General features: G+C 65.9%; 24 protein-coding genes and 1 riboswitch. Of the genes, 9 read left to right on the top strand and 15 right to left on the bottom strand.

The features are described from left to right. Nucleotides 1–29: 29 nt before the first annotated feature. The 6 genes from VSR34_RS23885 to VSR34_RS23860 all read right to left on the bottom strand — a co-directional run bounded on the left by VSR34_RS23885 (nucleotide 30) and on the right by VSR34_RS23860 (nucleotide 5,140). The gene (locus VSR34_RS23885) at nucleotides 30–725 is read right to left on the bottom strand and encodes a YoaK family protein (RefSeq protein WP_028212231.1); all 696 of its coding nucleotides are present in this window, start codon (nucleotides 723–725) and stop codon (nucleotides 30–32) included. Continuing rightward, nucleotides 722–1,636: a glyoxalase/bleomycin resistance/dioxygenase family protein gene (locus VSR34_RS23880; RefSeq protein ID WP_028232173.1), complete on the bottom strand. Its 915-nt coding sequence runs from the start codon at nucleotides 1,634–1,636 to the stop codon at nucleotides 722–724. Before VSR34_RS23880 ends, VSR34_RS23885 begins: the two co-directional genes overlap by 4 nt. Before the next feature lie 40 nt (nucleotides 1,637–1,676). Continuing rightward, nucleotides 1,677–2,123, bottom strand: a complete 447-nt coding sequence (locus tag VSR34_RS23875) for a DoxX family protein (RefSeq protein ID WP_342963726.1) — start codon at nucleotides 2,121–2,123, stop codon at nucleotides 1,677–1,679. A gap of 1 nt (nucleotide 2,124) precedes the next feature. Continuing rightward, nucleotides 2,125–4,014, bottom strand: a complete 1,890-nt coding sequence (locus VSR34_RS23870) for an amidohydrolase (protein WP_028232171.1) — start codon at nucleotides 4,012–4,014, stop codon at nucleotides 2,125–2,127. Between the two features lie 27 nt (nucleotides 4,015–4,041). Continuing rightward, nucleotides 4,042–4,209, bottom strand: coding sequence for a DUF1427 family protein (locus VSR34_RS23865; protein WP_036019146.1), 168 nt, complete (start codon nucleotides 4,207–4,209; stop codon nucleotides 4,042–4,044). A gap of 244 nt (nucleotides 4,210–4,453) precedes the next feature. Continuing rightward, nucleotides 4,454–5,140, bottom strand: coding sequence for a hydrolase (locus tag VSR34_RS23860; protein WP_028212235.1), 687 nt, complete (start codon nucleotides 5,138–5,140; stop codon nucleotides 4,454–4,456). A gap of 283 nt (nucleotides 5,141–5,423) precedes the next feature. On the opposite strand from VSR34_RS23860, the gene VSR34_RS23855 reads away from it, so the two are divergent. Beyond that, the gene (locus VSR34_RS23855; RefSeq protein WP_028212236.1) at nucleotides 5,424–5,699 is read left to right on the top strand and encodes a DUF1427 family protein; all 276 of its coding nucleotides are present in this window, start codon (nucleotides 5,424–5,426) and stop codon (nucleotides 5,697–5,699) included. Between the two features lie 48 nt (nucleotides 5,700–5,747). Beyond that, nucleotides 5,748–7,328 (top strand): sodium:proton antiporter, encoded by a 1,581-nt coding sequence (locus VSR34_RS23850; RefSeq protein WP_028212237.1) that lies wholly within the window; start codon nucleotides 5,748–5,750, stop codon nucleotides 7,326–7,328. A 102-nt stretch (nucleotides 7,329–7,430) separates the two neighbouring features. Here VSR34_RS23850 and VSR34_RS23845 read toward each other — a convergent pair whose 3' ends face one another. After that, a complete protein-coding gene (locus VSR34_RS23845; RefSeq protein WP_342963725.1) occupies nucleotides 7,431–8,360 on the bottom strand; it encodes a LysR family transcriptional regulator in 930 nt (309 codons plus the stop codon). A 360-nt stretch (nucleotides 8,361–8,720) separates the two neighbouring features. On the opposite strand from VSR34_RS23845, the gene VSR34_RS23840 reads away from it, so the two are divergent. From VSR34_RS23840 to VSR34_RS23820, 5 genes are all read left to right on the top strand, one after another. After that, the gene (locus tag VSR34_RS23840) at nucleotides 8,721–9,935 is read left to right on the top strand and encodes an MFS transporter (RefSeq protein WP_028212239.1); all 1,215 of its coding nucleotides are present in this window, start codon (nucleotides 8,721–8,723) and stop codon (nucleotides 9,933–9,935) included. Between the two features lie 180 nt (nucleotides 9,936–10,115). Further along, on the top strand, nucleotides 10,116–11,390 hold the full coding sequence (locus tag VSR34_RS23835; RefSeq protein WP_342963724.1) for a c-type cytochrome: 1,275 nt from the start codon (nucleotides 10,116–10,118) through the stop codon (nucleotides 11,388–11,390). Further along, complete coding sequence (locus VSR34_RS23830) at nucleotides 11,387–11,899, top strand: (2Fe-2S)-binding protein (protein WP_028231125.1); 513 nt, start codon at nucleotides 11,387–11,389, stop codon at nucleotides 11,897–11,899. Before VSR34_RS23835 ends, VSR34_RS23830 begins: the two co-directional genes overlap by 4 nt. After that, on the top strand, nucleotides 11,896–14,160 hold the full coding sequence (locus VSR34_RS23825) for a molybdopterin cofactor-binding domain-containing protein (protein ID WP_342963723.1): 2,265 nt from the start codon (nucleotides 11,896–11,898) through the stop codon (nucleotides 14,158–14,160). Before VSR34_RS23830 ends, VSR34_RS23825 begins: the two co-directional genes overlap by 4 nt. A 155-nt stretch (nucleotides 14,161–14,315) precedes the next feature. Then, a riboswitch (cobalamin riboswitch) is annotated at nucleotides 14,316–14,498 on the top strand. Nucleotides 14,499–14,601: 103 nt separating this feature from the next. Further along, nucleotides 14,602–16,542, top strand: a complete 1,941-nt coding sequence (locus tag VSR34_RS23820) for a TonB-dependent receptor (protein WP_342963722.1) — start codon at nucleotides 14,602–14,604, stop codon at nucleotides 16,540–16,542. A 63-nt stretch (nucleotides 16,543–16,605) separates the two neighbouring features. On the opposite strand, the gene VSR34_RS23815 is transcribed toward VSR34_RS23820, so the two are convergent. Both VSR34_RS23815 and VSR34_RS23810 read right to left on the bottom strand, forming a co-directional pair. Then, entirely contained in the window at nucleotides 16,606–17,247 is a 642-nt protein-coding gene (locus tag VSR34_RS23815; RefSeq protein ID WP_028231128.1) for a PQQ-binding-like beta-propeller repeat protein, read from the bottom strand. A gap of 35 nt (nucleotides 17,248–17,282) precedes the next feature. Continuing rightward, entirely contained in the window at nucleotides 17,283–18,503 is a 1,221-nt protein-coding gene (locus VSR34_RS23810; protein WP_342963721.1) for a helix-turn-helix domain-containing protein, read from the bottom strand. A 156-nt stretch (nucleotides 18,504–18,659) separates the two neighbouring features. Here VSR34_RS23810 and VSR34_RS23805 point away from each other — a divergent pair, with 156 nt between their 5' ends. Continuing rightward, nucleotides 18,660–19,424 (top strand): DUF899 domain-containing protein, encoded by a 765-nt coding sequence (locus tag VSR34_RS23805; protein ID WP_342963720.1) that lies wholly within the window; start codon nucleotides 18,660–18,662, stop codon nucleotides 19,422–19,424. 128 nt (nucleotides 19,425–19,552) lie between these two features. After that, the gene (locus tag VSR34_RS23800; protein WP_342963719.1) at nucleotides 19,553–20,248 is read left to right on the top strand and encodes a DUF2182 domain-containing protein; all 696 of its coding nucleotides are present in this window, start codon (nucleotides 19,553–19,555) and stop codon (nucleotides 20,246–20,248) included. 232 nt (nucleotides 20,249–20,480) lie between these two features. Here the strand turns inward: VSR34_RS23800 and VSR34_RS23795 are convergent, their stop codons facing one another. The 6 genes from VSR34_RS23795 to VSR34_RS23770 form a co-directional block, all read right to left on the bottom strand. Continuing rightward, a complete protein-coding gene (locus VSR34_RS23795; protein WP_028212248.1) occupies nucleotides 20,481–20,849 on the bottom strand; it encodes a BON domain-containing protein in 369 nt (122 codons plus the stop codon). A 162-nt stretch (nucleotides 20,850–21,011) separates the two neighbouring features. Next, complete coding sequence (locus tag VSR34_RS23790; protein WP_028212249.1) at nucleotides 21,012–22,202, bottom strand: porin; 1,191 nt, start codon at nucleotides 22,200–22,202, stop codon at nucleotides 21,012–21,014. A 97-nt stretch (nucleotides 22,203–22,299) separates the two neighbouring features. Then, nucleotides 22,300–23,931: a 3-(methylthio)propionyl-CoA ligase gene (locus tag VSR34_RS23785; protein ID WP_028212250.1), complete on the bottom strand. Its 1,632-nt coding sequence runs from the start codon at nucleotides 23,929–23,931 to the stop codon at nucleotides 22,300–22,302. Nucleotides 23,932–23,990: 59 nt separating this feature from the next. Beyond that, nucleotides 23,991–24,323, bottom strand: a complete 333-nt coding sequence (locus tag VSR34_RS23780; protein ID WP_028212251.1) for a Rieske 2Fe-2S domain-containing protein — start codon at nucleotides 24,321–24,323, stop codon at nucleotides 23,991–23,993. A 40-nt stretch (nucleotides 24,324–24,363) separates the two neighbouring features. Next, nucleotides 24,364–25,080, bottom strand: a complete 717-nt coding sequence (locus VSR34_RS23775) for a DsbA family oxidoreductase (RefSeq protein ID WP_342963718.1) — start codon at nucleotides 25,078–25,080, stop codon at nucleotides 24,364–24,366. Further along, nucleotides 25,067–25,627 (bottom strand): alpha/beta hydrolase, encoded by a 561-nt coding sequence (locus tag VSR34_RS23770; protein ID WP_028212253.1) that lies wholly within the window; start codon nucleotides 25,625–25,627, stop codon nucleotides 25,067–25,069. The genes VSR34_RS23775 and VSR34_RS23770 overlap by 14 nt, the downstream gene beginning before the upstream one ends. Nucleotides 25,628–25,634: the final 7 nt, after the last annotated feature.

The following is a 25,634-nucleotide window of genomic DNA, read 5'->3' as shown; positions in this document are numbered from 1 at the left end:
CCGCTTGGGGTTGTAATCGTCCGCACCGCTCATATGCGTCCCGGTGCCGCCGCGCGTTCGTGCTCGCCGGTGGTCAGCGCAAGGCCCGCGAGCGCGCACGCGGGCGCGAGCAGCGCCCAGAATCCGAGGTGACGAAAGCCCATCGCGCCCGCAATCGCGCCGATCGCGAATGCCACGATGGCCGGCGCCGTCTGCGCGAATCGCGAGCGGGCCGCCGCGCGCACGCTCCCGGCCGCGTCGGCCGCAAACATGTCGACCACGTCCAGGATCGCTTGCGTGACGTTGCCCGTCATCACCGTGTTGGGCACACCGGAACGCTGGATCAGCTTCGGATGCGCGTTTTGCACACCCATCGCGAACGCGCCGACGACACCAGCCACGATCGCCGCGACACCGTGGGGCTGGCCGACCGGCGCCGCCCATACACCGGCGAGGCAAAAGCCGAGCATGAGCACGGCCTGCACCGCGTGGAGCAGGCGCGCGCCGTGGCGTGCATGCCGCGCCGAGAGCGAACGCACCATCACACTGCTGGCCACGACCCCGCCGATGAACGCGGGAAACACAATGAGCTTGAGCAGAATGTCCTGGCCATAGCCCGCGACGCCCGCGCCGATCAGCACGAAGTTGCCCGTCACGTGCGCCGTGAACAGCCCGAACAGCGCGACGAAGCTCAACGTATCGACAAACCCGGCGATCGCGGCAAGGATCGTGTCCTCGGATTTCATTTCGCCACGCTGGCGTGGATCTCGGCCACATAGCCGCCAGGGAACTGGACGATGGCGGCTTCGCGCCCGTCCGATTCGAACGGCGGCACGAGCACCGTCACGCCGGCGGCCTTCGCCTTCTGCAGCGTCTCGTCGAGCTTCGAGACTTCATAGCCCGTGGTCTCCCGGCCGAACGGGTAAGGCAGATGGCCATCCGTCACGAGCACGGTCATCTTGCCGAAGCCCGACTCGATGCGAATGCGCCGATAGGTGTCGTCCGGCCGGCCGATTTCGACGCCCGGCGCCTTGAGGTCATCGGACACCACCTTGCCGTGCGAGAACTTCACGAAATCGTGAACGAGCTTGTGCACGCTCTGCGCCGACACGTAGACGCGGTTCTCGGGAACCGTCTGCAGCGCGTCGTAGTGCGGCGCCTGGGTATGCCAGTAGAGTTGCATGTTCACGCCGCCCGGCCACTGGATGACCACGTCGCGGCCGATGGGGTCGGGGAACGTATCGACGACCACATCGGCGCCGTGCGCGCGCGCCGCGTTCACCGCGGCGTCCATGTCGGTCACGAGGTAGCCCGTGCGCTCGGCGCCGAAGGGGTAAGGCATGGGCGTCTTGAAGCCGAACACGGAGATCGTGCCCACCGGCGTGAACACGAGTTGCGACATTGTCTGGCTGGGCGTGGGCGTCACCTGGAAAACGCCTTGCTTCGACTTGCTGCCGCCGAAGGTCGCCACGAAGCTGTCGGTGAAGCGATCGTAATCCTCGGGCGCGACGTACACGTGCGTCGTGTCGTACTGCGGACCGACGGCAACGGCGGGCGTTCCGGCGTCCATGACAGGCGGCTTCGCGAAGGTCACCGGCGAAGCGGCGAGACCGCACGCAATCATGACGGCAAGCAACGCCGAGCGGATGGGTTTCATAACGATATTCCCTGTTTGTTTCGTTATACTATTCAATGAATCAGACAATGCTGCGACCGGCAGCATCTTCCGCTTCGCTGCAGAGGGTCGCGAGCACGAGTGCTGCGACGAGGCCGAGGTGCTCGAAAAAACCGTTGAGCGCCATGAACCGCGCGACCCCGGTCTGGTTCCAGAAGTCGTTGGCAACCAGCATCGCGACGATGGTGAGAATGCCAAGGCCGCCTGCGCCGATCCACACGAAGCGACGAAAAATCACGCACAGCGAGCCGCCGATCTCGACGGCGACCGCGAGCGCGGCCCAGAGCGCAGCGGGCCGCAAGCCGAAATGCGCCTCCTCGGCGATCGCCGCGCCGAAGTTCATCGCCTTGTCGATGCCGCCGATCAGGAACGCCGACACGAGCGCAAGGCGTGCGAGGGGCGCGACCCACGGCTGCGAAAGCAACGTGCGAACCCATGCAGGACTGCCGCGGGCGGTCATTGTCGCCATTTCAGATCGCCCAGCACGAGCAGCCAAGCGCGCCCCAGAATGCCTTCGCGTCCGAAACGGGCAGCGCGCTACCCCACGCGCCCGCGTGCGCATGACCGTGCATGTTGCACGCACTCGCGCAGCCGCACATCGCCGCCGCGGCGGCTCGTTGCAGCGGCGCACCGTTGTTCTGCGTCGCGCCCCAGCCACCATAGCCGCCATACTGGCGCACCGGCGACCAGTCGGGCATCGCGTGGGGAATCGGCGCGTCGTGCTGCGAGAACGGGCCCGCGCCCCAGACGATCCGGCCGCCCACCACGGTGAGCAGCGCGGTGGTATCGGCAATGTCGTCCTCGGCGCACGCGAAGAAGTCGCGGTCCGGCACCATCAGGTCGGCCAGTTGCCCAACCGCGATGCGGCCTTTCTTGCCTTCCTCGTTCGAGAACCAGGTGACATATTCCGTCCACATGCGCAGGGCCGTTTCACGGTCGAGCAGGTTGCGCTGAGGATACAGGCGCAGGCCGGCGACCGTCTTGCCGCTCACCAGCCAGGCGAGCGACACCCACGGGTTGTACGAAGCCACGCGCGTCGCGTCGGTGCCCGCGGAGACTTTCAGGCCCTTCTCGAGCATCCTCGCGACGGGCGGCGTCGCTTCGGCTGCACGCGCGCCGTATTGCTCCACGAAGTATTCGCCCTGGTAGGCCATGCGGTGCTGCACCGCGATCCCGCCGCCCAGTGCCGCGATACGATCCATCGAACGTTCGGACACGGTTTCCGCATGATCGAAAAACCAGTTGATGCCGGCGAGCGGAATGTCCTTGTTGACCTTCTCGAACACGTCGAGCGCGCGGCTGATCGTTTCGTCGTAAGTCGCGTGCAGCCGCCATGGCCAGCGATTCTGTGCAAGCACGCGCACCACGCCTTCGAGTTCGTCCTCCATCTCGGGCGCAAGCTCCGGGCGCGCGACGCGGAAGTCCTCGAAGTCGGCCGCCGAAAACACGAGCATCTCGCCCGCGCCGTTCTGGCGGAAATAGTCCGTCCCGTCGTGATACTTGACCGTGCTGGTCCAGTTCACGAAGTCCTCTTTCTCGGCCTTCGGCTTTTGCGTGAACAGATTATAAGCAATGCGAATCGTCATCTCGCCCGCGTCGTGCAGCTTGCGAATGACTTCGTAATCGTCGGGGTAATTCTGCGATCCGCCGCCGGCGTCGATGGCGCCTGTCACCCCGAGCCGGTTCAACTCGCGCATGAAATGGCGCGTCGAATTGTATTGATACTCGGGCGGCAGTTTCGGGCCCTTCGCGAGCGTGGCGTAAAGGATCGCGGCATTGGGACTGGCGAGCAGCAGGCCGGTGGGATTGCCTGCGCCATCGCGCAGGATCGTGCCTCCCGGCGGCTCCGGCGTGTCCTTCGTATAGCCGACTACACGCAGCGCGGCTCTATTGAGCAACGCACGGTCGTACAGATGCAGGATGAACACGGGCGTATCGGGCGCCGCCGAGTTGAGCTCCTCGATCGTCGGCAGGCGCTTTTCCACGAACTGGTGTTCAGTGAAGCCACCGACCACGCGCACCCATTGGGGCGCCGGCGTGATCGCAACCTGCCGCTTGAGCATTTCCATGGCGATGGCGAGCGAGCGCACGCCATCCCAGCGCAGCTCCATGTTGTAGTTGAGACCGCCGCGGATCAGATGCAGGTGATTGTCGATCAGACCGGGCAGCGCGGGCCGGCCAGCGAGATCGATGACTTTCGTCGCGCGGCCTGCGAGCGGGACGACGTCGGCATCGCTGCCGACCGCCACGAAGCGGCCGTCGGCAATCGCCACCGCAGTGGCGACCGGATTCGAACGGTCCAATGTCGTGAACCGCCCGTTATGCAGAATGAGATCGGGTTGGCTACCGGTGGCGCTCATTGCGTTTCCTCGCTTGACTCAATACGATTAAAAGCCGAACAACGGCTTGAGGGTGGGAACGACCTGCGCGCCGATCAACATGCCCAACAACCCGACCAGGGCAATGAGCGGCGGCGCCGGCGAGCGGACCTTGAGCACGCTGTAGATCACGCCGATCAACACGCCCGCACCCAGTGACACCAGATAAGGTTCCATACGATCACTCTCACAGTCGGTTCAGAACGCTGTTTGCCAGCAATATTTTGTTGTCCTTATCTCAAGAAGAGGTATATGCCGTGCCTTCTTCTGGACTGGACTGCCAACATGAAAAACCCTGCCCGAACGCGAGCACCGGGCGCACGCTCCGCGTGCTGTTTCCGTATTACCTTGTGTGCGCAAGCAGGCGGCGCCTTAGCAGGGAGCGCGCCGCATCCCGCTTGCGCAAGCGTGAAGAACGCGTTTACTTCGCAGGCACCGCGGCGAGCAGCTCATGCTGCTCGTTCGTGCGTTGCGGCGCCTTGTGGACCATGGTGTACGCATAGTCGACGCCCATGCCGTACGCGCCCGAGTGTTCCTTGGCAATCGCCATCACCGCGTCGTAGGTTTCGCGGCGCGCCCAGTCGCGCTGCCATTCGAGCATTACCTGCTGCCACGTAACGGGCACGACGCCGGCCTGGATCATGCGCTGCATCGAATAATCGTGCGCATCCTTGGACGTGCCGCCCGATGCGTCGGCCACCATGTAGATTTCGTAGTCGCCTTCGAGCATGGCGCAGAGCGCGAACGTCGTATTGCAGACCTCCGTCCACAGGCCCGCCACGACCACTTTCTTGCGGCCGTTAGCGGCAAGCGCATCGCGCACCTTCTGGTCGTCCCACGAATTCATCGACGTGCGCTCGAGCAGTTTGTGGTCAGGAAACACGTCGAGCAGTTCCGGATACGTGAACCCCGAGAAGCTTTGCGTCTCGACCGTGGTGATCGTGGTCGGAATCCGGAAGACCTTGGCCGCCTTGGCGAGGGCGACGACGTTGTTCTTCAGCACCTGGCGGTCGATCGACTGCACGCCGAAGGCCATTTGCGGCTGCTGATCGATGATGATGAGCTGGCTGTTCTGCGGGGTGAGTACTTCGAGTTTCGGATTAGTCATGATTTGTATGTCCATTGAACCGGCCGGAGCAAGTCCGCCTCGCCGGAGTGATCGGGTGGATGCCAACCTACGTTTTCGCTGCGAAAGCTGTTGTCCAGCAGCATTCATTTCACATGCAAACCCAGAAAATCGATAATGAAAAAACCGGAAATAATCTGATTCGCAAAATTGATCCTTAAATAATCTGAATCGGCCTTCTCTCGATCCCGCGAACCCGCTACGCTTCAAAGCGTTTCTCCCCAAGCGCTGTGCAACCCTGCTGCCCGTCAACGAGGTCCGCAACATGAAGCCGTATTTCCTTTCGCTATGCGCCGGCATCCTTGCCGGAGTCGTTTATGGTGCGATCGGCGTGCAGTCGCCGGCACCGCCCACGATCGCGTTGCTCGGCCTGCTGGGCATGCTGGCCGGCGAGCAGATCCTGCCGCTCGCACGCCAGGTGCTAGCGGGCCTGAAGCCGGGCGCCGCATGGCGCGAAGCGAAATGCAGCCAGCACATGTTCGGGCGCCTGCCGGGTGCTCAGGTACCCGACGCGGCCGCACGCGACCAGCAAACTTCCTGACGGTCCGCCACTCGCACGAGTGCGCGCCGCGCCATCTGCAGCACACGAATGAACAACGTCGAACTCTTTCAATACCTGTTGCTGCTGATCTGCGGCGCGGGCGCGCTGACCTGGCTCGCCGGCCGCCTGGCCATTCCGCCTGCCGTCGTGCTGCTGGTGGGTGGCTGCGCGATCGCGGTTGCCGGCAAGCGCGTGCCCGACATGGACCCCGACCTGCTGCTCGCAGCGGTCATGCCGCCGCTGTTGATGTCGAGCGCGTTCTATACGGCGTGGAAGGAATTCCAACGGGAGATCGGCACCATCGTGTCGCTCGTGCTCGGCGCCGTGACGTTCACGACGTTCGCAGTCGCCGCCGCGGTGCACGCCTTCAATCCCGGCCTGCCATGGGCCGCTTGCTTCGCGCTGGGTGCGATCGTCTCGCCTCCCGACGCCGTGGCCGCGAAGGCGATCTTGCAGCGCAACCCGCTGCCCGCGAGGCTCGTAGCCGTGCTGGAAGGCGAGAGCCTCGTCAACGACGCGTCCGGCCTGCTGCTCTACCAGATCGCAGTGTCGGCCGCGCTGGCGAGCACGATCACCATTGCGGGCGGAACGGGCCTGTTCGTCACGCTCACGCTGATCGGCGTCGCGGTCGGGCTTCTATGCGGCCAGGCGATGTGCTGGGTACTTCCGCGTCTGCACGATCCGATGCTCGGCATCGTCGTGACCTTCGTGGCCGCCTGGGGGAGCTACGGCATCGCCGAAGCCGCGCACGGCTCGGGCGTGCTTTCCGTCGTGACCTGTGGCCTCGTGCTGGGTATCCGGCAGCATCGGGTATTCGACGCCGATATGCGTATCAAGGCCAAGGCAACCTGGGAAGCGATCGTGTTCGTACTGGACGCGCTCGTGTTCATCCTGATCGGCCTCGCGCTGCACGGCATCCTCGCGCGCGTGAATCAGGAAAGCGCGGTATGGATCGCTGGCCTGCGCGTCGCTTTGCCGGCTACCGCGGCGGCAATCGTCGCCCGCCTCCTGTGGGCGTTCGCGGCGGTCTGGCTGCCAGGACGCATCCGCAGCAGGACGCCCGGGGCTCGACCGTGGTCGTTCGGCGAGGCGGTCGTGCTCGGATGGGCCGGCATGCGGGGGGTCGTCAGCCTCGCGGCCGCGCTTGCGCTGCCGGGCAGTTTTCCTGGGCGCGATCTGATCGTCTTCAGCACCTTCCTGCTCATCATCGCGACACTTGTCCTGCAAGGCGGGAGCCTCGCGCTGCTCATCCGGCTACTCGGGCTACGCCCGGGCGAACGCCGTACCATGTCCGAGCACGAGGCGCGCGTGCACATGTTCGGCGCGTCGCTGGCCGCGCTCGAAACGACCGGCAAAGAGACGTCCGGCATCGAACACGCGACATTCGAGCGCCTCGTCACCGAATACCGGATCCGCGTTGCCGCGAACGAGAACGCGCACGCGTTTGGCGCCGAACAGGTCGAGCACCGTGCGCGCTTCCTGCGCGTCGAACTCGATCTGGTGGGCGTATCGCGCGACGCATTGCTCGATCTGCATCAGGACGGCAAGGTCGACGACGCCGTGCTGCATCGTATCGAGTCCGAACTCGATCTGGAGGAGTTGCGCCTGTTGCGCCTGCTCGAACCGTGACGCGGTGCTCGTCTCACGGTTCAATCCATATTGACAGCGCGTGGAAGCTGCGGGCACCGAGCGCCGCTGAATTATTCTCAATTTACCCGCCATCGCGCGGCGCTAGCCCGGCGCCTGGCCTACGCGCACTTCGAGGAATTGCAGCAAGGTGCGCACTTTGGTCGAATGGCGCCGGTTGGGGAGATACGCGGCGTAGGCGACGGCGTCGCCGTTATGCGGCGTCACGCGCCAGTCGTCGAAACAGTGCATCAGGCGGCCCGCGCGGATGTGCTCGTCGACAAGCCACGCGGGCAGCAGCGCAAAACCCTGCCCCGCCAGCGCCGCTTCGAGCAGCATGTCGAGGTTGTTGGAAATGAGGCGCCCGCGCACGTTCACCTTTTCCTCCGCTTCGTCTTCCCCTGGGCCGCGCGAGAACGTCCAGACCTGGCGGGCGCGATAACTGCCGCCGTACGCGATGCGCAGGCATTCGCGTTCCGCCAGTTCGCCAGGGTGCCGGGGCATGCCGGCGTGTTCGAGATAGTCGTGGTTCGCGACGACAATGCGTGGATTGTCGGCGAGCCTGCGCACGATGAGATTGGGATCGCCCGACGGCAGCCCGATGCGCACGGCGATGTCGATACGCTCGATGCCAAGGTCTACGAAATGATCGGCGACCACCACGTCGAGCGCTACGCGCGGATATTCGCGCAGATACGCCGCCAGATGCGGCGCGAGAACCACGCGGTTGTAGACGGACGGCACCGTGATGCGCAGCGCGCCCGCTGGGGCGCCGCCGCTGTCGAGCACGCTTTCGTCGGCCTGGGCGAGATCGTCGAGCACCTTCGAGACCTGCTCGACATACGCCGTGCCCGCATCGGTCAGGCTGACGCGGCGCGGCGTGCGCGTGAGCAGCGCCGTGCCGAGCGAGGCTTCGAGCGCATCCATCAGACGGGTGACGGACGACGTCGCCACCCCGAGGCGCTGCGCGGCTTTGGCGAAGCCGCCTGCGTCCGCGACCTCGAGAAGCGTATTGAGCGCGAGAAGTTTGTCCATCTGCCGATTATGCCAGCGGGAAGTTTTTCGGCCGCTGTGCCGGTGACGGGTCCGACGGCCCGAGCCCTATGAATTAATGGCCAGATTTCAAGATTTTTCAGGCTCGCCATGACAACCTTCTGAACGTCACGAAGACACCTGGAGGCAAACGCATTGCCGAATGGCGGGCTATCGCGCCGGCTGCAGGAATCGCGATCCTTACGTTGCGTTGCATGCAACGTGAGATTGCGTCACGGGTGGATTCCACGGCAGGCGCGAGGTGCATAAGCTGTGCCCAGTCGACACCGGAACGGCACGGGAGATGTAGCACCCGCTATCGGGCCGCTCCGTCACCGTGACCATTTTGTTCAAGGAGCCATCATGTCTTCACCCGCGAGCACGCTTGGCGGCAGCCAGCAGGCCATCAAGCTCACCCAGGGTCTCATCGCGTTGTTCGCGTTCAGTTGCGGCGCGATCGTGGCAAACCTCTATTACGCGCAACCGATCACCGAACTGATCGGCCCGTCGCTCCATATGTCTGCCGGTTCGGCGAGTCTCATCGTCTCGCTCACGCAGATCGGCTACGCGCTGGGTCTGTTCTTCATCGTGCCGCTCGGCGACCTGCTCGAAAACCGCAAGCTCATGATCACGACCGCCCTGGTGTCGATCGCGAGCCTCGCGGCCGCCTCGCTCGCGCATTCGCCTGGCTGGTTCCTTGCCCTCTCGTTGCTGATCGGCTTTAGCTCGGTCGCCGTGCAGATTCTCGTCCCGCTCGCCGCGCACCTCGCGCCCGATCACGCGCGCGGGCGTATCGTCGGCACGATCATGAGCGGCCTGCTGCTCGGGATCCTGCTTTCGCGTCCCCTTTCGAGCCTCGTTGCCGATCACTTCGGCTGGCGCTTCGTTTTCGCTGCGGCCGCCGCGCTCATGGCGCTCGTCACCGCCGTTCTCGCGCTCACCATTCCGCGGCGGCAGCCCGAGCATCAGGCAACGTATTTCGAGCTCATCGGCTCGCTGGTGCAGCTCGTACGCACCATGCCGGTTCTGCGCCATCGCGCGCTCTATCAGGGCATGGTGTTCGCCTCGTTCAGCCTCTTCTGGACCGCGGTGCCCATCGAGCTCACGCGCCACTACGGCCTCTCGCAGTCAGCCATCGCGCTCTTCGCGCTGGTGGGCGCAATCGGCGCCACGTCCGCGCCGGTCGCGGGGCGCCTCGCAGACGCTGGCCACTCCGTGCGGGCCACCATCGTCGCACTCGCCGCGGCCACGCTGGCCTATACGCCGGCGCTCGTCCATCCGGCCTTCGGCGTCTATGGCCTCGTCGTGACGGGCATCGTGCTGGACTTCGCCACGCAGATGAACATGGTCCTCGGCCAGCGCGAAATCTACGCGCTCCACGCCGCGAGCCGCGGCCGCCTCAACGCGCTCTACATGACGAGCATCTTCGTGGGCGGGGCGTTCGGCTCGGCGCTGGCAAGCCCGCTGTACGAGCATGGCGGCTGGACGCTCGTGGCCGGGGTCGCCCTTGCGTTCCCGCTCATTGCCTTCGTCCATTACTGGTTCATCGGCCGTGCACGTGCGCACGGCGGAACGTGAGCGCGCATCGCCAGCACGGCTGCGCGTCGGGCATGGCGTGCAGCAGGTGATCACCTCGGGTCACAACCGTTGCATCAGCACCAGGTATCCGACCATGTCCCACTCGCACTGCCCTCCAGATCTTCAGGTCGCCGCCAACGCGCCCGGGACCGTGCGCTTGATCTCGCATCGGGAACACGCATGAATCGCAAACGCATCTGGATCGGCGTAACAGGCGCCGTCATGGCGGCCATTGCAATCGCCGTTGCCATCCTGTACGAGCCCGCGATCGCCCCCGTCGCGCCGCCCGCGCCGGACAGCTTCGATGCACAACTCAAGCGCGACGGCGCGCGCGTGGTCGCGCTCGGCGACTGCGTGGTCTGCCACACGGCGAAGGACGGCCGCCCGTTCGCGGGCGGCTTGCCGCTCGTCACGCCGTTCGGCACGATCTACGCGACCAACATCACGCCCGACCCGCAGACGGGCATCGGCGCCTGGTCCGAGGCTGCCTTTGCGCGCGCGGTGCGCCATGGGATTTCGCGCGACGGCCATCTGCTCTATCCCGCCTTCCGGTATGTGCATTTCACGCGCATGTCCGACCACGACATCGCCGCGGCCTATGCCTACCTGATGAGCCGCGAACCCGTTCACGCAATCGCGCCCGCGAACCGGCTGATCTTCCCGCTGAACTTCCGGCCGCCGGTGGCCTTCTGGAACCTGCTCTTCCTGCGCCCGGGGCCGCGCGAGGCGGACGCCTCGCACGACGCACGGTGGAATCGCGGCAAGCTGCTCGTCGATGGCCTCGGGCACTGCGCCTCGTGCCATTCGCCGCTGAACGCGATTGGCGCAGAGAAAGCCGGTCACGCGTTCGACGGCGGCATCGTGGACGGCTGGGAAGCGCCGCCGCTGAACGCGCTCGACGGGGCGGCGAGGCCATGGACCCAGGCGCAGCTCGTCACCTACCTGCGCACGGGCCGCGCCTCCGAACACGGCGCCGCGGCAGGCCCGATGCTTCCCGTCACGCGCGATCTCGCAACCGTACCGCGTGAAGACGTCGAGGCAATCGCGACCTACGTCCTCTCGCTTCAGAAGGGCGCGCCGCGCGCCGTCGAGCCAGTCGCGAGCCGCGCAGCGTCACCGGCCGCGCAACGCGGCGCCGTGCTCTTCAACGCTTCGTGCGCGCAATGCCACGGCACCGGCTCGCCGATGCAGACGATCGGCGAGCGCCCCACGCTCGCGTTCAGCACGGCGGTCAACGCGGGAACGCCGCGCAACGCCATTCAGATGATCCTCAACGGCATTGCGTGGCACGGCGAGGACGCCGCGAACTACATGCCCGCGTTTTCCGGCGTCTACGACGACCGCCAGATTGCCGACCTCGTCGCCTGGGTGCGGGGCGCCTGGTCGACGAAGCCGGCCTGGCCCGACGCCGAACCGCTCGTCGCCAGGCTCAGAAAGGAGAACAGTGCGCGATGATTTCACTCAACGTCAACGGCGTCCAGCACGCGCTCGACATCGACCCTTCCACGCCGCTGCTCTACGCGCTGCGCAACGACCTCGAGCTGCACGGCGCCAGGTTCGGCTGCGGGCTCGGCCAATGCGGCGCCTGCACGGTGATCGTCGACGGCGAGGCGACCTTCTCGTGCCTCGTCCCCGTCGGCGCGATCGGCACGCGGCGCGTGCGCACGCTCGAAAGCCTGGGCAGCGCGGAACATCCCGGCGCGCTGCAGCAGTCGTTCATCAAGCATCAGGCGGCGCAGTGCGGGTACTGCATCGCGGGCATGATCATGCGCGCGCAGGCGCTGCTCGAACGCAACCCGCATCCGACCGAGCACGAAATGCGCTCGCACATGGAGCCCAACCTGTGCCGCTGCGGCACGCACATGCGCATTCTCGCGGCCATCCGCGAAGTCGCGGGCCTGCCTGCGCCGAAGTCCGGCGCCCCGGCCGCGCAACCCGTCCCCGCCGCGAAGACCGCATCATGAGCCACCACGACGATCCGATCGACGAGAGCCGCCGCCACTTCATGATTTCGGGCGCGCTCTTCGTCGCGTTCAGCCTGGTCAAGGGCACCGATGCGCTCGCCCAGGAAGTCATCGCCGATGAAGGCGCCGCCGTGCACATTGGCAAGGACACCCAGGCACTTGCCGGCAGCCTCAAGACCAATCCGTTCCTCGACGCGTGGATCAAGATCACGCCCGAAGGCAAGGTCACGGTGTTCACCGGCAAGGTGGAGCTCGGCACCGGCGTGCGCACGGCGCTGCTCCAGGTGGCCGCCGAAGAGCTGGACATGGCCCCCTCGCTCATTACGTTCCTCATGGCCGATACGGGTGCGTCGCCGGACGAGGGGCTCACAGCCGGCAGCCATACCATGGCCGACAGCGGCAGCGCGCTGCTCAATGCCGCCGCGCAGGTGCGCGGCCTGCTGGTCGATGCCGCTGCGAAGCACTTCGGCGTCGATGCCAGTGCGCTCGCTGCCAGCGACGCCGTCATTCACGCCCGGGACGGCCGCACGATGACCTTCGGCGAGGCCGTCGGCCTCGTGGATCTGCATCGCAGTGCGAGCTCCAGCTCTCCGCTCAAGGACCCGAAGACGTTCCGGACCATCGGCACGGCGTTGCCGCGGCTCGACATCCCGTCGAAAGTCACGGGCGGCGCGAGCTACGTCCAGGACATGCAATTGCCCGGCATGCTGCATGCACGCGTGGTGATGCCGCCCGTGTACGACGCGAAGCTCCTCGCGTACGACGAAGCCGCGATCACGAAGATGCCCGGCGTCGTGCGGATCGTGCGCAACGGCAGCATGCTGGCCGTGGTCGCGCAAGGCGAATGGCAGGCCGTGGTCGCGCAGCGCGCGCTCTCGGCCAGCGCGCAGTGGTCGCCGGGGCGCGCGTTGCCGGACCCGGCAACGGTGCATCGCGACCTCAAGCAGATCGCTACCCAGCAGATCAAGATCGCGGATCACCATGCGCCGATGGCGCCCGCCGCGAAAACGGTCAACGCACGCTTCATCAAGCGCTATCTGCTGCACGGCTCGATCGGCCCTTCCTGTGCCGTTGCGCATCTCGATGGGAACCAGCTCACCGTCTGGACCCATTCGCAGGGCGTCTATCCGCTGCGCGACGCGCTGGCCGAAATGCTGTCGATGCAAAAGGAGAACGTGCGCTGCATCCACGCCGAAGGCTCCGGCTGCTACGGCCACAACGCCGCGGACGACGCCGCCGCCCATGCCGCGCTGATCGCGGCCGCCATGCCTGGGCATCCCGTGCGAGTGCAATGGATGCGCGAGCAGGAACACACGTGGGATCACTTCACGCCGGCCATGGTGACGGAAGTGAAGGCGTCCATCGACGCGAGCGGCAAGATCGTGGACTGGCATTATGCGCTGTGGAGCAGCTCGCACAACGAGCGCATCGTCAACGCTGGGCGCCTGCTGCCGGCGCGCATGCTCGAAAAGCCTTTCGTTTCCGCGCCGTCCACGCCCATGCTGCAACCCGAGGGCGGCGGCGACCGCAACGCGATTCCGCTGTACACGCTGCCGAACATCGAGGTGATGAACCACTTTTCGCCGACCATGCCTTTGCAGACTTCGGCAATGCGTTCGCTCGGCGCTCATACCAACGTGTTCGCCATCGAGAGCGTGATGGACGAACTGGCGCATATGGCCGGCATCGACCCGGTCGAGTTCCGGCTGCGCCATCTCGACGATCCGCGCGCCGGGGACGTGATCCGGCTTGCGGCGAAGCAGTTCGGCTGGCCGCGTGCGCCGCGCGCGCGCAATCGCGGCGTGGGTTTTGCGTTCGCGAAGTACAAGAACCTGATGGGCTATGTCGCCATTGCCGTCGAAGTTTCAGTGGAGCCCGAGACGGGGCTCGTGAAGCTTGAGCAGGCGGTGGCCGCCGTGGATTGCGGCCAGGTCGTGAACCCCGATGGCGTGCGCAACCAGATCGAAGGCGGCATCGTGCAGTCGGCAAGCTGGACGCTCCATGAAGAACTGCGCTACGACACGCACCGCATTCGCAGCTTCGACTGGGGCACCTATCCGATCCTGCGCTTTTCGTCCGTGCCGGCGCGCATCGACGTCCATCTGATCGACCGGCCAGGCGCGCCATTCCTCGGCACGGCGGAGGCGTCGATGGGCCCCACGGCGGGGGCGCTCGTCAACGCGCTGTTCGACGCCACGGGCAAGCGCGTGCGCGAAATGCCGCTCGCCGGCGACACGCTGAGAAAGCTCATCGAGGTCTGACGCGTGGATTTCCGCCCGCACGGCGCGGCGCGGGCGACACGGCTAGCGCTTGCCGTCCAGCGTGCAAACGCCGCACGATCCATTCGAGCTGCGCGGCGAGGCGCCTTTTCGCCACACTTCCCGCACGAAAGGTTGACGCGCGCGATGCACGCCGATTACCCTTGCGCGCTGATGGTTCCCGGCGACGGGATCAAAAGGGAACGCAGTGAAAGACTGCGGCTGCCCCCGCAACTGTGAGCGGCGAGTCCATGCCAGACAGGGCCACTGGGAAACCGGGAAGGCCGGCAACGGACGGCGACCCGCGAGCCAGGAGACCTGCCATCAGCCGAGTCCAGCAGCCGCAGCGGGCGGGGTGCCCCAATGCGCAAGCACCGCCATGAAGCGGCGGTCGCCCGTTGCGAGGACAGCCCGTGTTCAGGAGCTGTTTCCAGCCATCGCCTCATGAAGTTCCAGCAATTCGTCTTTACCTCCGCCGTGCTCGCGTGCGCATGGCAAGCCGCGCATGCCGCAGGCGTTGCATCGCCCACGCAGGTGCAGCAGCAAGAGCAGCCAGGCGACGACGCCACGCTGCCCAACATCCTTGTCGTCGGCGACGCACAGCATCTGCCGCAATCGTTCGACCAGCGCTACGCGAGCACCCAGGTGCTCACGCGCGAAGATCTCGACCGGCTCTCCCCCATCGAGCCGAGCATCACGCAGGCGCTCGCCACGCTCCCCAACGTCACCGTCTCCCAAAGCGGCGGCCCGGGCGCCTATACGGGCGTGAGCATACGCGGGTCGTCGGCGAGCCAGGTCCCTGTGTTCATCGACGGCATACGCGTGGGCTCGCCCACCACGGGCATCGCGGAATGGGCCGATCTGCCGACCGCCTCGTTCGACCGTGTCGAGGTGATTTCGGGTCCCGCGGCCGCTTCGTTCGGCGCCGACGCCGTGGGCGGCGTCGTGCAGCTTTTCACGCGCCACGCGTCGAATCAGCCGAATCAGACCACGGTCTCGTTCGGCGGCGGCACGAACAGCACCTTCGACACGCAGTTGCGCACCTCGGGCACGATCCCCTCTACCGTGCCGCTTTCCGCGTTGAGCGGCCTCACGTATTCGCTGGGCCTGCACGACTACAACACGGCCGGGATCGACGCGACGCAGCCCTGGGCCTTCGGCCACGAAGACGGCCGTAACCCGTACCACGCGCAGAACCTGGACGCGCGCCTCGGCTACGCGCACGACAACTGGTCGGTCTCGACTTTCGCGCTCTACCACCGCTCCGATCTCTCGTACGACAACCTGGGCGGCAATAACCGCCAGCGCGACAACCAGCTCACGACCGGCCTCGCGTTCCATCTCGACATCACGCCGACCACGCAGTTCGATCAGTCCGTGGGCTACGCGACGGATCGTCAGTTCCTCTATTCGAACGACCCGACGATCCCGACCGACGAGATCGACTCGACGCGCTTTTCCACCTCGACGTCGGTCACGCACCAGGAGAGGGGGCACACGCTCTTCGGCATGCCGCTGGAAGGCGAGACGAAGCTCGCCTACGACTACACGCGCGAGATGGCGTTCCTGCCGGTGGATATACCGGGCGGCCTGCCCGCGCGCAACGATTCCGCCGTGTCGATGCACCAGTCCACCACGCTCGGGGCGCTCACGCTGTTTCTCGCGGGGCGCCACGAGATCGTGCAGGGGCAGTCGGTGAATACGGGCAACGTCGCCCTCTCGTGGGCGATCACGCCCGTTTACACGGCGCGCGTTTCCTATGGCAACGCGTTCCGCCTGCCCACGTTCAACGACCTCTACTATCCGACCTACTCGAACCCCGACCTGCGGCCCGAGCGCAGCGATTCGGTCGAGGCCGCGCTCGACGCCGTCACCTCGATCGGCACCTTCACGGCGGCCGTCTACGACACGCGCGTGCACGACCTCATCACCTACAACTCGCAGACTTTCCTGCCCGTGAACGTGGGGCGCGCGCACATACAGGGCATCGACTTCTCGTACAAGGGCACGCTCGGGCAGTACACGCCGGTGAGCCTCACGGTCGGCATTCTGAATCCGCAGGACGTGACCGATCAGACCTGGCTCAATCGCCGCCCGCGCCAGACGGCGAGCCTGAGCGTCGATCACACGTGGGACGAGTTCCATCTCCACGCGCTCAGCACCGGCATTTCGCTGCTGTATAACGGCTCGACGTTCGACGACCAGCTCAACACGATCTACCTGCCCTCGTGGATGACCGTCGGCCTGCGCGCCTCGTACAAGGTCAACGCACATCTCGCGCTTTCGGCCACGCTAGCGAATGTGTTCAACCGGCAGTACGTGACGGCTTACGGGTACAACTCGCTGGGGCGGACGGCGTTCGGTAAGGTGACCTACACGTTTTGACGCTGAGCGCGAGCGGGCGAGTCCGCGCCGATGGCTCACTCGCCCGCTGAATTTGCTGCGTGCTCAGCTTTCGCGCTTTGGTCGCCGCACCGCACGAATCTTTCCGCTGTTCCCGCCGCCGCAGAAGAACTGCTCGCCGCCGTCGGACTCCAGCCCCGACACGGCCGTGCCCGGCGGCATGTCGAGCTGCTCCAGCACTTCGCCCGTGCCGGGGTCGATGCGGCGCAGGTCGCTTTCGTCGCCTTCCCAGGTGCCGTGCCACAACTCGCCATCCACCCACGTCACGCCCGTGACGAAGCGGTTCGATTCGAGGGTGCGCAAAATCGCGCCCGTCTGCGGGTCGACCTGATGGATCTTGCGCTCGCGATACACCCCGACCCAGAGCGTGCCGTCCGCCCATGCGAGCCCCGAGTCGCCGCCACCGCCCGGCGCGGGAATCGTGGCGAGCACGCGGCCCGTTTCGGGATCGATCTTCTGGATGCGGTCCTCGGCGATCTGGAACAGATGCCGCCCGTCGAAGGCCGTGCCCGCGTGGGCGGTGACGTCGATCGAGCGAAGCGTGTTGCCGCTCCCGGGATCGAGCGACGCGATGCGCTCGCCTGTGGCGAACCAGACCTGCTTGCCGTCGTACGTGACACCGCCCACCTTGTCGATGCCCGGAAACGGGCCGTACTCGCGGATCACCTCGGCGGTCGAACGTTTCATGATTCCCTCCTGGGTTGAAGGCTCAGGCGTCCATACTAATCGCCCGGCAGCGGGGCGGGGAGTAACAAGGTCGTCGCGAATCCGGGGACGGGCGGCGTGGTCCAGCGGCGCGCGCGGCCATAGCCGAACGACTGCACCTTGTCCGCCGCGGCGAGCGAATCGAGCGCGCGCTGCACGGTGCGCTGGCTCGCGCCGAGCGCCACCGCGAGCGCCGAGCTCGACCACGATTCGCCATCGGCGAGAAACGCCAGCACGGCCGCGTGCTTTTCCTCGACGGGGCGCGCCAGCACCACCACCTCGGTCGCGTTGCGCGGCGCCAGCGCGAAGCCTTGCTGGGTCGCGCGAATGTCGGCCACCTCGCGCAGCAGCGTGCGCAGCCGGCCGATTTCCACGCGCAGGCGCGCGCGATGCGTTTCGTCGGCATGCTTCGTGCGGAACGCGCTCGCGATGAGCGCGTCGCGCGGCACGTCGCCGGGCCACGCCTCGGCAAGCGCGCGTGCGAGCACGAACAGCACGGGGCGTCTTGCGAGTTCGATGACCGTCGCGCCTTCGCGCGCGACGTAGCGGCACGCGTCCACGACGAGCGAGCGCGAGGCGAGCAGCGCCTCGACATCCTCCAGCCGCAGCGCACGTTCCTCACCTCGCGCGATCAGGCGCGCCGCCGGCGCGCTCAGCAGCAGCGCGGCGCTCTCCACCTCCGCGATCAGCCCCGCAATGCCCGCCTCGCACGCCGCGCGCGCCGCCTCGGCCAGCGCCCGGCGGGCGTCCCGCGTGCGAATGCGCCGCATCGCGATGCCCGCCGCGATGAGTTCATGGGCCGCGCGCAAGGCAGGCGGCAGCGGCGCCGAAACGATTTCCGCAAGCATGCTCCCAGCCTCGTCGAGCCGCCCGATCAACAACAGACGGCGAATCTCGAGGTAGCGCGCGTGCGCGGCATTGAGGCGGTCGCCATGGGCTTCGAGCGTTTGCCGCGCCGCAGCGAGCGTATCGGTGGGCCAGCCGAGATCGCGCGAAGCGAGCGCGATTTCGGCCTCGGCGACGACGCAGCGCGCGCGGGCCACGGCCTCGCGCGAGCCGAAGGCGCGCGCCGCGCCGCGCAACAGCGCCTTTGCGCGCGCGAGATCGCCGAGCTGCGCCATGGCGATGCCGCGCAGCGCGAGCGCGGGCGCGTCCTCGCGCAACGCGACGCGGTTAAGGGCGCCGAGCGGGTCACCGGCCGCGAGCGCGTGCGCCGCAGCCGTGATCAGCGAATCCATGCTCATGCGAATCCCGCCACACTTGTCACTCCCCCTGCGTTGCCGACCGGACCTAATCTAACACGGCGATCAGTTGAATCATCGATCGCAAGACGGCCCCGAAGGTACTGCTTGACTAACGCGGCCACCACACTCAATGCATAGGAGCACCAGGCAATGGCAACCCATACCACAGGAACACGCGAAGACTGGCTTGCGGCACGTATCGAACTGCTCGCGGCCGAGAAGGAGCACACGCGGCGCGCGGACGCGCTCGCGCAACAGCGCCAGGCGCTGCCGTGGGTGCGGGTGGACAAGACGTATCGCTTCGAAACCGAGGATGGCGGCGCCACGCTCGCCGATCTCTTCAAGGGGCGCTCGCAACTGCTCGTGTATCACTTCATGTTCGGTCCGGACTACGCGGCGGGCTGTCCGTCGTGCTCCTCGATCGCGGATGGCTTCGACGGGATCGCCATCCACCTCGCGAATCACGACGTGAGGCTCATGGCCGTGTCGCGCGCGCCGCTCGCGAAGCTGCTGGCCTACCGCAAGCGCATGGGGTGGCGTTTTCCGTGGGCCTCTTCGAGCGGCAACGATTTCAACTTCGACTTCAACGTGGCGTTCACCACGGCGCAGCAGCGCGCGGGCGACATCGAATACAACTACGCGCGCAGCGGCCACGCAATGGACATGTCACCGGCGCCCGCGCCCGTCGCCGAGTTCGCGGCGAGCTGCGGCACCGACGCGGCCACCTACACGCGCGACCGTCCGGGCATGAGCGCGTTCGTGCTGGAAGACGGCGTGGTCTATCACACCTACTCCACGTATGCGCGAGGCCTGGACGGCCTGTGGGGCATGTATCAGTGGCTCGACCGCGCGCCCAGGGGGCGCAACGAGGCCGGTATCTGGTGGCACCGGCATGACGAGTACGCCGAGGCTTGAGGATCATCATGGATAACGTCGGCATGACGGTACGGCGGCGCGAAGGCGCGCCGCGTGCGGTTTTCTTCTGCGTCTCGTCGCTGCTATTCGCGGCGAGTGCGGCGGCAACGTATGTGTGGTGTGCGTCGATGGACGCGATGGGCGGCACGCCGATGCCTGGCGGCTGGACGCTGTCCGCGCTTTGGACACCCATGTGTGGACGCACCTGGTTCGACGCCGCCGTGTCGTTTGCCGGCATGTGGAACGTGATGATGGTCGCGATGATGCTGCCTGCCATGGCGCCGGCCTTGTGGCGGTGTTTCGAAGCGGCGGACGATGGAGGCGCGGCACGTGCGGGTGCGATGACCGTGATCGTGGGGGCGGGTTATTTCCTGGTCTGGCTCGCGGTTGGGGTGCTCGTGTTCGCGGTGGGGGCGCAGCTTGCCGCGCTAGCCGTAGAGGCGCCTGCGTTGGCGCATACCGCGCCAGCCCTGGCCGGTGTTGTGGTCGCAATTGCGGGCGTGTTGCAGTTCTCTGCATGGAAAGCGCGGTGGCTTGCATGCTGCGGCGGTGCGCCGTCGTGCGGGGATGCGCGGGTCGATTTACGCTCGGCACTGCATCACGGCTTGAGGCTGGGGAGGCATTGTGTGTGCTGCTGCGGAAATTTGATGGCGGCGCTTCTTGCAGCGGGCGTGATGGATCGGCCTGCGATGGCGTTGGTCGCTGCGGCTATTGCGGGGGAGCGGTGGGTGCCCTTGCGCGCCGGCGGGCGGTTCGCGCGGGGGATCGGGGTTGCTGCGGTTGCGTTGGGAGTAGCGATGGTCGTGCGGGCGGTGGCGGGATAAAAAAATCGCCGTTCCGCACCCACGAAACGGCGACAAAACGCTCCGACTCTACGGCCGAACCTCACGCCTCCAGACTCGCGCCTGCACACGAGCCTGATCGACGATCCGGACTGCGATTAGCAGTCCGGATAAAGCAGCGGGAGGCGAACTGGAAGACGCCTCCGCACTGTCAGGCGGAACACGGTTCGACCACAGCCCTGGCCTTGCCGTGCCCCGCGCTTTCTGTTGCAGCTCACATGCCGCCCAAAGGCTTTTGAACCGTCAGCTTGTTCGTCACCGAAGTCACGCCGGGAACGCCCCTGGCGATCTCGGCGACCCGGTCGACCTGCGCGGCATCCGTGACCGTGCCATACAGCGTGATCGCCCCATTCTTGGCGCTGACGCCGATACTGCCGCCCTGAATTTCCTTGTGCTTCACGATCGCCTTATACACCGCGCGCCGCAGCTTGGTGTTGCTGGGGGTAGCGGATGCCGGGTTGCTGGTCGCCGCCGCGGCTGCAGCGCTAGCCGCGCTGGCCTCGGGTTGGGCCGACGCGTTCAGGGACGCCGCGGTGAGCAGCGTGACGAGTGCAAGGCCGAGGGTCTTGGTAAGTGTGTTCATTCCGTACTCCAATGGTTACTGCTGCTCCGTGAAACGCTGTTATCCGACCGGCTATCACGCCGACAGACTGAAATTACCTGACTGAGCAGTAGACAACGCCGTCGGCAGACTGCGCCGGGGCGTGCCACTGCGGGAACGAGCGATATTCCGGCCGGACGCGATTTAGAAGGTATGGCGCAAGCCGATGTTGACCGCGGTAGTGTTCTTGCCCGGGGCCACAGGCGTCCCATAAATGAGCTCCTGGTTCATCTGGCCGCGGTTGGACACGTAACCGGCCTGGGCATAAACCATCGTGCGCCGCGAGATGCCGTAGTCGGCGCCGATTGCGTAGGCGGTCGACTGGTTCGAGTTGTTCCGGTTGTCCTTCAGGTAGTAGACACCCGACGTGACCTCGAGCGCCGGGGAGAACCGGTAGCCGAGGCCGCCCGTCCACATGTCGAAATCACCGGAGACAGCAAATGGCTTGGGCGCCCCATTCGTGTTGGCCGGATTGCGACCGTTGGCGAACGAGCCAGAAACCGAGAAACCGTGCCACGTGTATTTCGCGCCAAAGTAGACGAAGCGGTTGTTGTTCAGGCCGGTTGCCGGCGTGGCAGTCGGCGGGCTCGAGTACGCGTAGGGGTTCGCATCGTGACCGTTGTAGTAGACGGCATCGGCGTTCAGGCCAAAGCCCGCATACTTGAGGATGGCCGACTCGCGCGTACCGCCCTGCATCTGCCCTGCCACACCGCCGGGCGCGTACTCGAGTGCGGTAGAGAAACCGTAAAACGACGGCGAATTGTAGACGATCGCATTGTCGTCATAGAGCGCGCCAATCTGGGCGTTCGTGTTGTTTCCCGCCCAGCCCGACATCGTGTTCATGGTCAGCCACGCGGTCAGCGTGCTGCCGAAGTACTGCGCATTGCGCACGTCCGTTTCGGCCATCGCGTAGGCCATCGGTGCGAACTGGCGGCCGAAGTCGATCTTGCCGAACGGCCCCGACACACCAATGGTGGTGACCTGGTTGAAAATCGCGGCCGCAGTTGCTGAACTGTTTAATCCCGTCTGCCCGTTGGAGCTGTTATACGATCCCTGGAGCTTGAAGTTGGCCGCGTATCCGCCGCCAAGGTCTTCCGTGCCCTTCAAACCGAAGATGCTCGAGTAAATGCCGCCGTCCTTGAGCGCAAACAGATGCCCTGCATCTCCGTTGAACAGTTTGCCGCCCACGGTCTTCGGCGCGAAGGCATGCTGTGCCGACGTACTCTGGTAAAGCAAACCAGAGTCCACGACGCCATAGAGCGTCACCGACGATTGCGCATGCGCTGCGCTGGCGAACAGAACCAGCGCTGCCACGCTGCCGAACTTCAATTTCATTGTCTCTCTCCGTGTGGTGCCTGCCGGTGGTCCCGGCGGCTTTTGGTGTTACCTGTTGAGTCTTACCTGAATGAAACGCTGTGACCGGGTTGCCGTTTCAGCAAGCCGGCAAATAATGGCCGCCGAATTGATCGCGCAACTGGTTCTTGAGAACCTTGCCCGTCGCGCCGATCGGCACCGAATCGATGAACAGCACGGCGTCGGGTGTCCACCATTTCGCCACGCGACCCTCGAAAAACGCAAGCAGTTCCTTCGCTTCGAGCGCTGCGCCCGGCTTCTTCACGATCAGCAGCAGCGGGCGCTCGTCCCACTTCGGGTGGCGCGCGGCGATGCACACCGCCGTTGCGACCTCGGGGTGCAGGCTCGCGACGTTTTCAATGTCCGCTGAACTGATCCACTCGCCGCCCGACTTGATGACGTCCTTGCTGCGATCCACGATCTGCATGAAACCGTCCGGGTCGATCTTCGACACGTCGCCGGTCGGGAACCAGCCATCCTCCAGCGGCGATGCGTAATCTCCGCCAAAATAGCCGCGCGTGACCCAGTGACCGCGCACCAGCAGGTCGCCAGCCGCGATGCCGTCCCACGGCAGTTCGTTGCCCGCCGCGTCGACGATCTTCATATCGATGCCGAATACCGAGCGCCCCTGCTTCGCCTGAAGCGCATAGCGCGCATCCTCGGGCAGTTCCGACTGGTGCGCCTTGAAACTGCACACCGTGCCCACCGGGCTCAGCTCCGTCATGCCCCACGCGTGCAGCACGTCGACGTGATGGCGCTTCTGGAATGCCTGGGTCATCGCGGTCGGGCAAGGCGCGCCGCCGATGATCGTGCGCCGCATCGAGGAGAACGATCCCTCGATCGATTCGACGTGCGAGAGCAGCCCCTGCCAGACCGTCGGCACACCAGCGGAGAGCGTGACCTGCTCTTCCTCGATCAACTGATACAGCGACTTCCCATCGAGCGCCGGACCCGGAAAAACGAGTTTCGCGCCGACCATGCAGGCGATGTACGGCAGCCCCCAGGCGTTCACGTGGAACATCGGCACGACGGGCAGGATCGCGTCGCGCGCCGAGCAGTTCAGCGAATCGGGCAGCGCCGCCGCGTAGGTATGCAGCAGCGTCGAGCGGTGGCTGTAGAGCACGCCTTTCGGGTTGCCGGTCGTGCCGGACGTATAGCACAGCGAAGAGGCGCTGTTTTCGTCGAGCAGCGGCCACTCGAAATCCGCCTTGTGTCCTTCGATCAGGTCTTCATAACAGAGCAGCCGCGAGCCGAGGCCATGGTTGCGCGGCATGTGCTCGCGATCGGTCATCGCGACGAAGAATGTCGGGCTGCTCACGCGCGGGGCGACGGTCTCGATCAACGGCAGGAACGTGAGATCGAAGAAGATCACGCGATCCTGCGCATGCTCGATGATGTAGACGAGCTGATCGGCGTGCAGCCGCGGATTGAGCGTGTGGAGCACCGCGCCGGAGCCCGACACGGCGAAGTACAGCTCCATGTGCCGGTAGCCGTTCCATGCCAGCGTGCCCACGCGCTCGCCCGGCGCGATCGCGAGGCTCGAAAGCGCATTCGCCATGCGGCGCGCGCGCTGGGCGAGGTCCTGGTAGCGGTAGCGGTGAATATCGCCTTCCACCCGGCGCGAGACGATTTCCCGCGTGCCGTGATGGCGTTCTGCATGCTTGAGAAGCGAAGCGACCAGGAGCGGCTGCTCCATCATCAGACCTTGCATGGTTTGCTATCCTAAATGACTACTGTTTGTTCGCGTGCGAACCCAAATTCAATACCGTATTATGCCTGGCTGGAGGCCGCCGAATCCGCGACGCTCACAACCAGCTTGCCGCCCTCGGCCCGCACCGGGAATGTCGTCAGGCTGAGGCCACCGGCGCCGGGCATGCATCCCGTTCGCACATCGAAGCGCAGCCCGTGCGCGGGGCAGCGCAGCATGCATCCTTCGAGCGCGCCGCTCGCGAGCGAGGCGCCGTTGTGAGGGCACGAGTTGTCGACCGCGTGAATCTCGCCGGCGATGTTGAACAGTACGATGCTGCGGCCATCGACGAAGACCAGCTTGCGCTGGCCCGGCGCGAGTTCATCCAACGTGCCAACGGCTACTTCTCGTGACATTCCCTTCCCCTCCACTACCATCGGTCCACTTCCGTTCGCATCACCTGTCGACCGCCAGCGCCATCGCGCTCGCAATCGCCACAGGCGAGTACACCCCCGACAGCGAATACACCGTGTTGAACACGACATACGGCACGCCGCTCACGTGCGGGTTGGCTCGCGTCGCCTCTTCCACGCGCTGGCCCGTCGGGTCGGCCAGGCGCCTCGATGCGCTCAGTCGCGCCGCGAGGGCTTCGCGCTCAAGCCCGCATTCGAGCCCAAGGCGCTCGAGCACCGCGTAATCGCCGATGTTCTCGCCTTCCATGAAGTAGGCGGTGAGCAGGCGGTCGATCAGTGCCGCGCTCTGCACGCTCGTGCCGCGCCTCGCGGCGAACGCGACGAGATCATGCGCCGCGGCGGTGTTCGGCAGCACCTCGATGCGGTCGAACGCGAATGCCACGCCCGCGTCGCGGCCCGCTTGCTGCACTTGCGCGCGCCTTGCCGCCACTGCCTCGTCGCTGCCCAGCCGGTCGCGATAGAACGCCTGATACGGCATGCCGTCGAGCGGCGTCCACGGCAGCAGTTGATGTGAGCGCCACTGCACTTTCACCTTCACTTCGGGCCGCGACTGGGCGAAGCGCGATACGGCTGCGTCCAGATTGCGCTTGCCGATCAGGCACCACGGGCAGATGAAGTCGAAGAACGCTTCGATCGTCAGCGTGGGGCGCTCGCTCGTATCGCTCGCCTGCGCCACCCACTTTTGGTCAGACAAGTTCATCGATCAGCGTCTCGGCCATAGGCCACTCACCGAAACCCGCAGCGGGGTTCAGGTGACCGACTTCACCCAGATCGACGAGGCGGCTGCCCCAGTCCCTCGCCATCGTCTCGACGCGCTCGAAGCGCGCAAGCGGATCGTTGCGGCTCGCACCCACGATGCTCGGAAACGGCAGGGGCTTGCGCGGAATCGGAAGCCAACCGTTCCCGGCCAGCGATTCGAAGTCCGGGTAGCCTGCGGGCAGCGGCGTTTCGAGGTCGGCAGGCGCGGCGAGCAGCGCGCCGTGAATCTTGCGGCTATGCCGCTGCGCCCACTGCACCGTGATCATCACGCCCGCACTATGCGCGACGAGGATCACGGGACCGTCGATCTTCGCGAGCGCCGCGTCGAGCGCGGCCACGCGCGCCGCGCAACTGAGCTTGTCATGCTCCAGCGGCGGCACCGAGGCCGCGTTGGGCAGCTTGCGCTCCAGCAGCGTTTGCCAGTGTTCCGCCACATGATCGCGCAACCCCGGAACCATCAGGATGGTCGGCTTGTTCTCGTACGACATTGAATTT

This window comes from Paraburkholderia sp. JHI2823, assembly GCF_038900695.1.
Lineage (GTDB): Bacteria > Pseudomonadota > Gammaproteobacteria > Burkholderiales > Burkholderiaceae > Paraburkholderia > Paraburkholderia mimosarum.
This window is presented reverse-complemented; position numbering and strand designations above follow the sequence as displayed.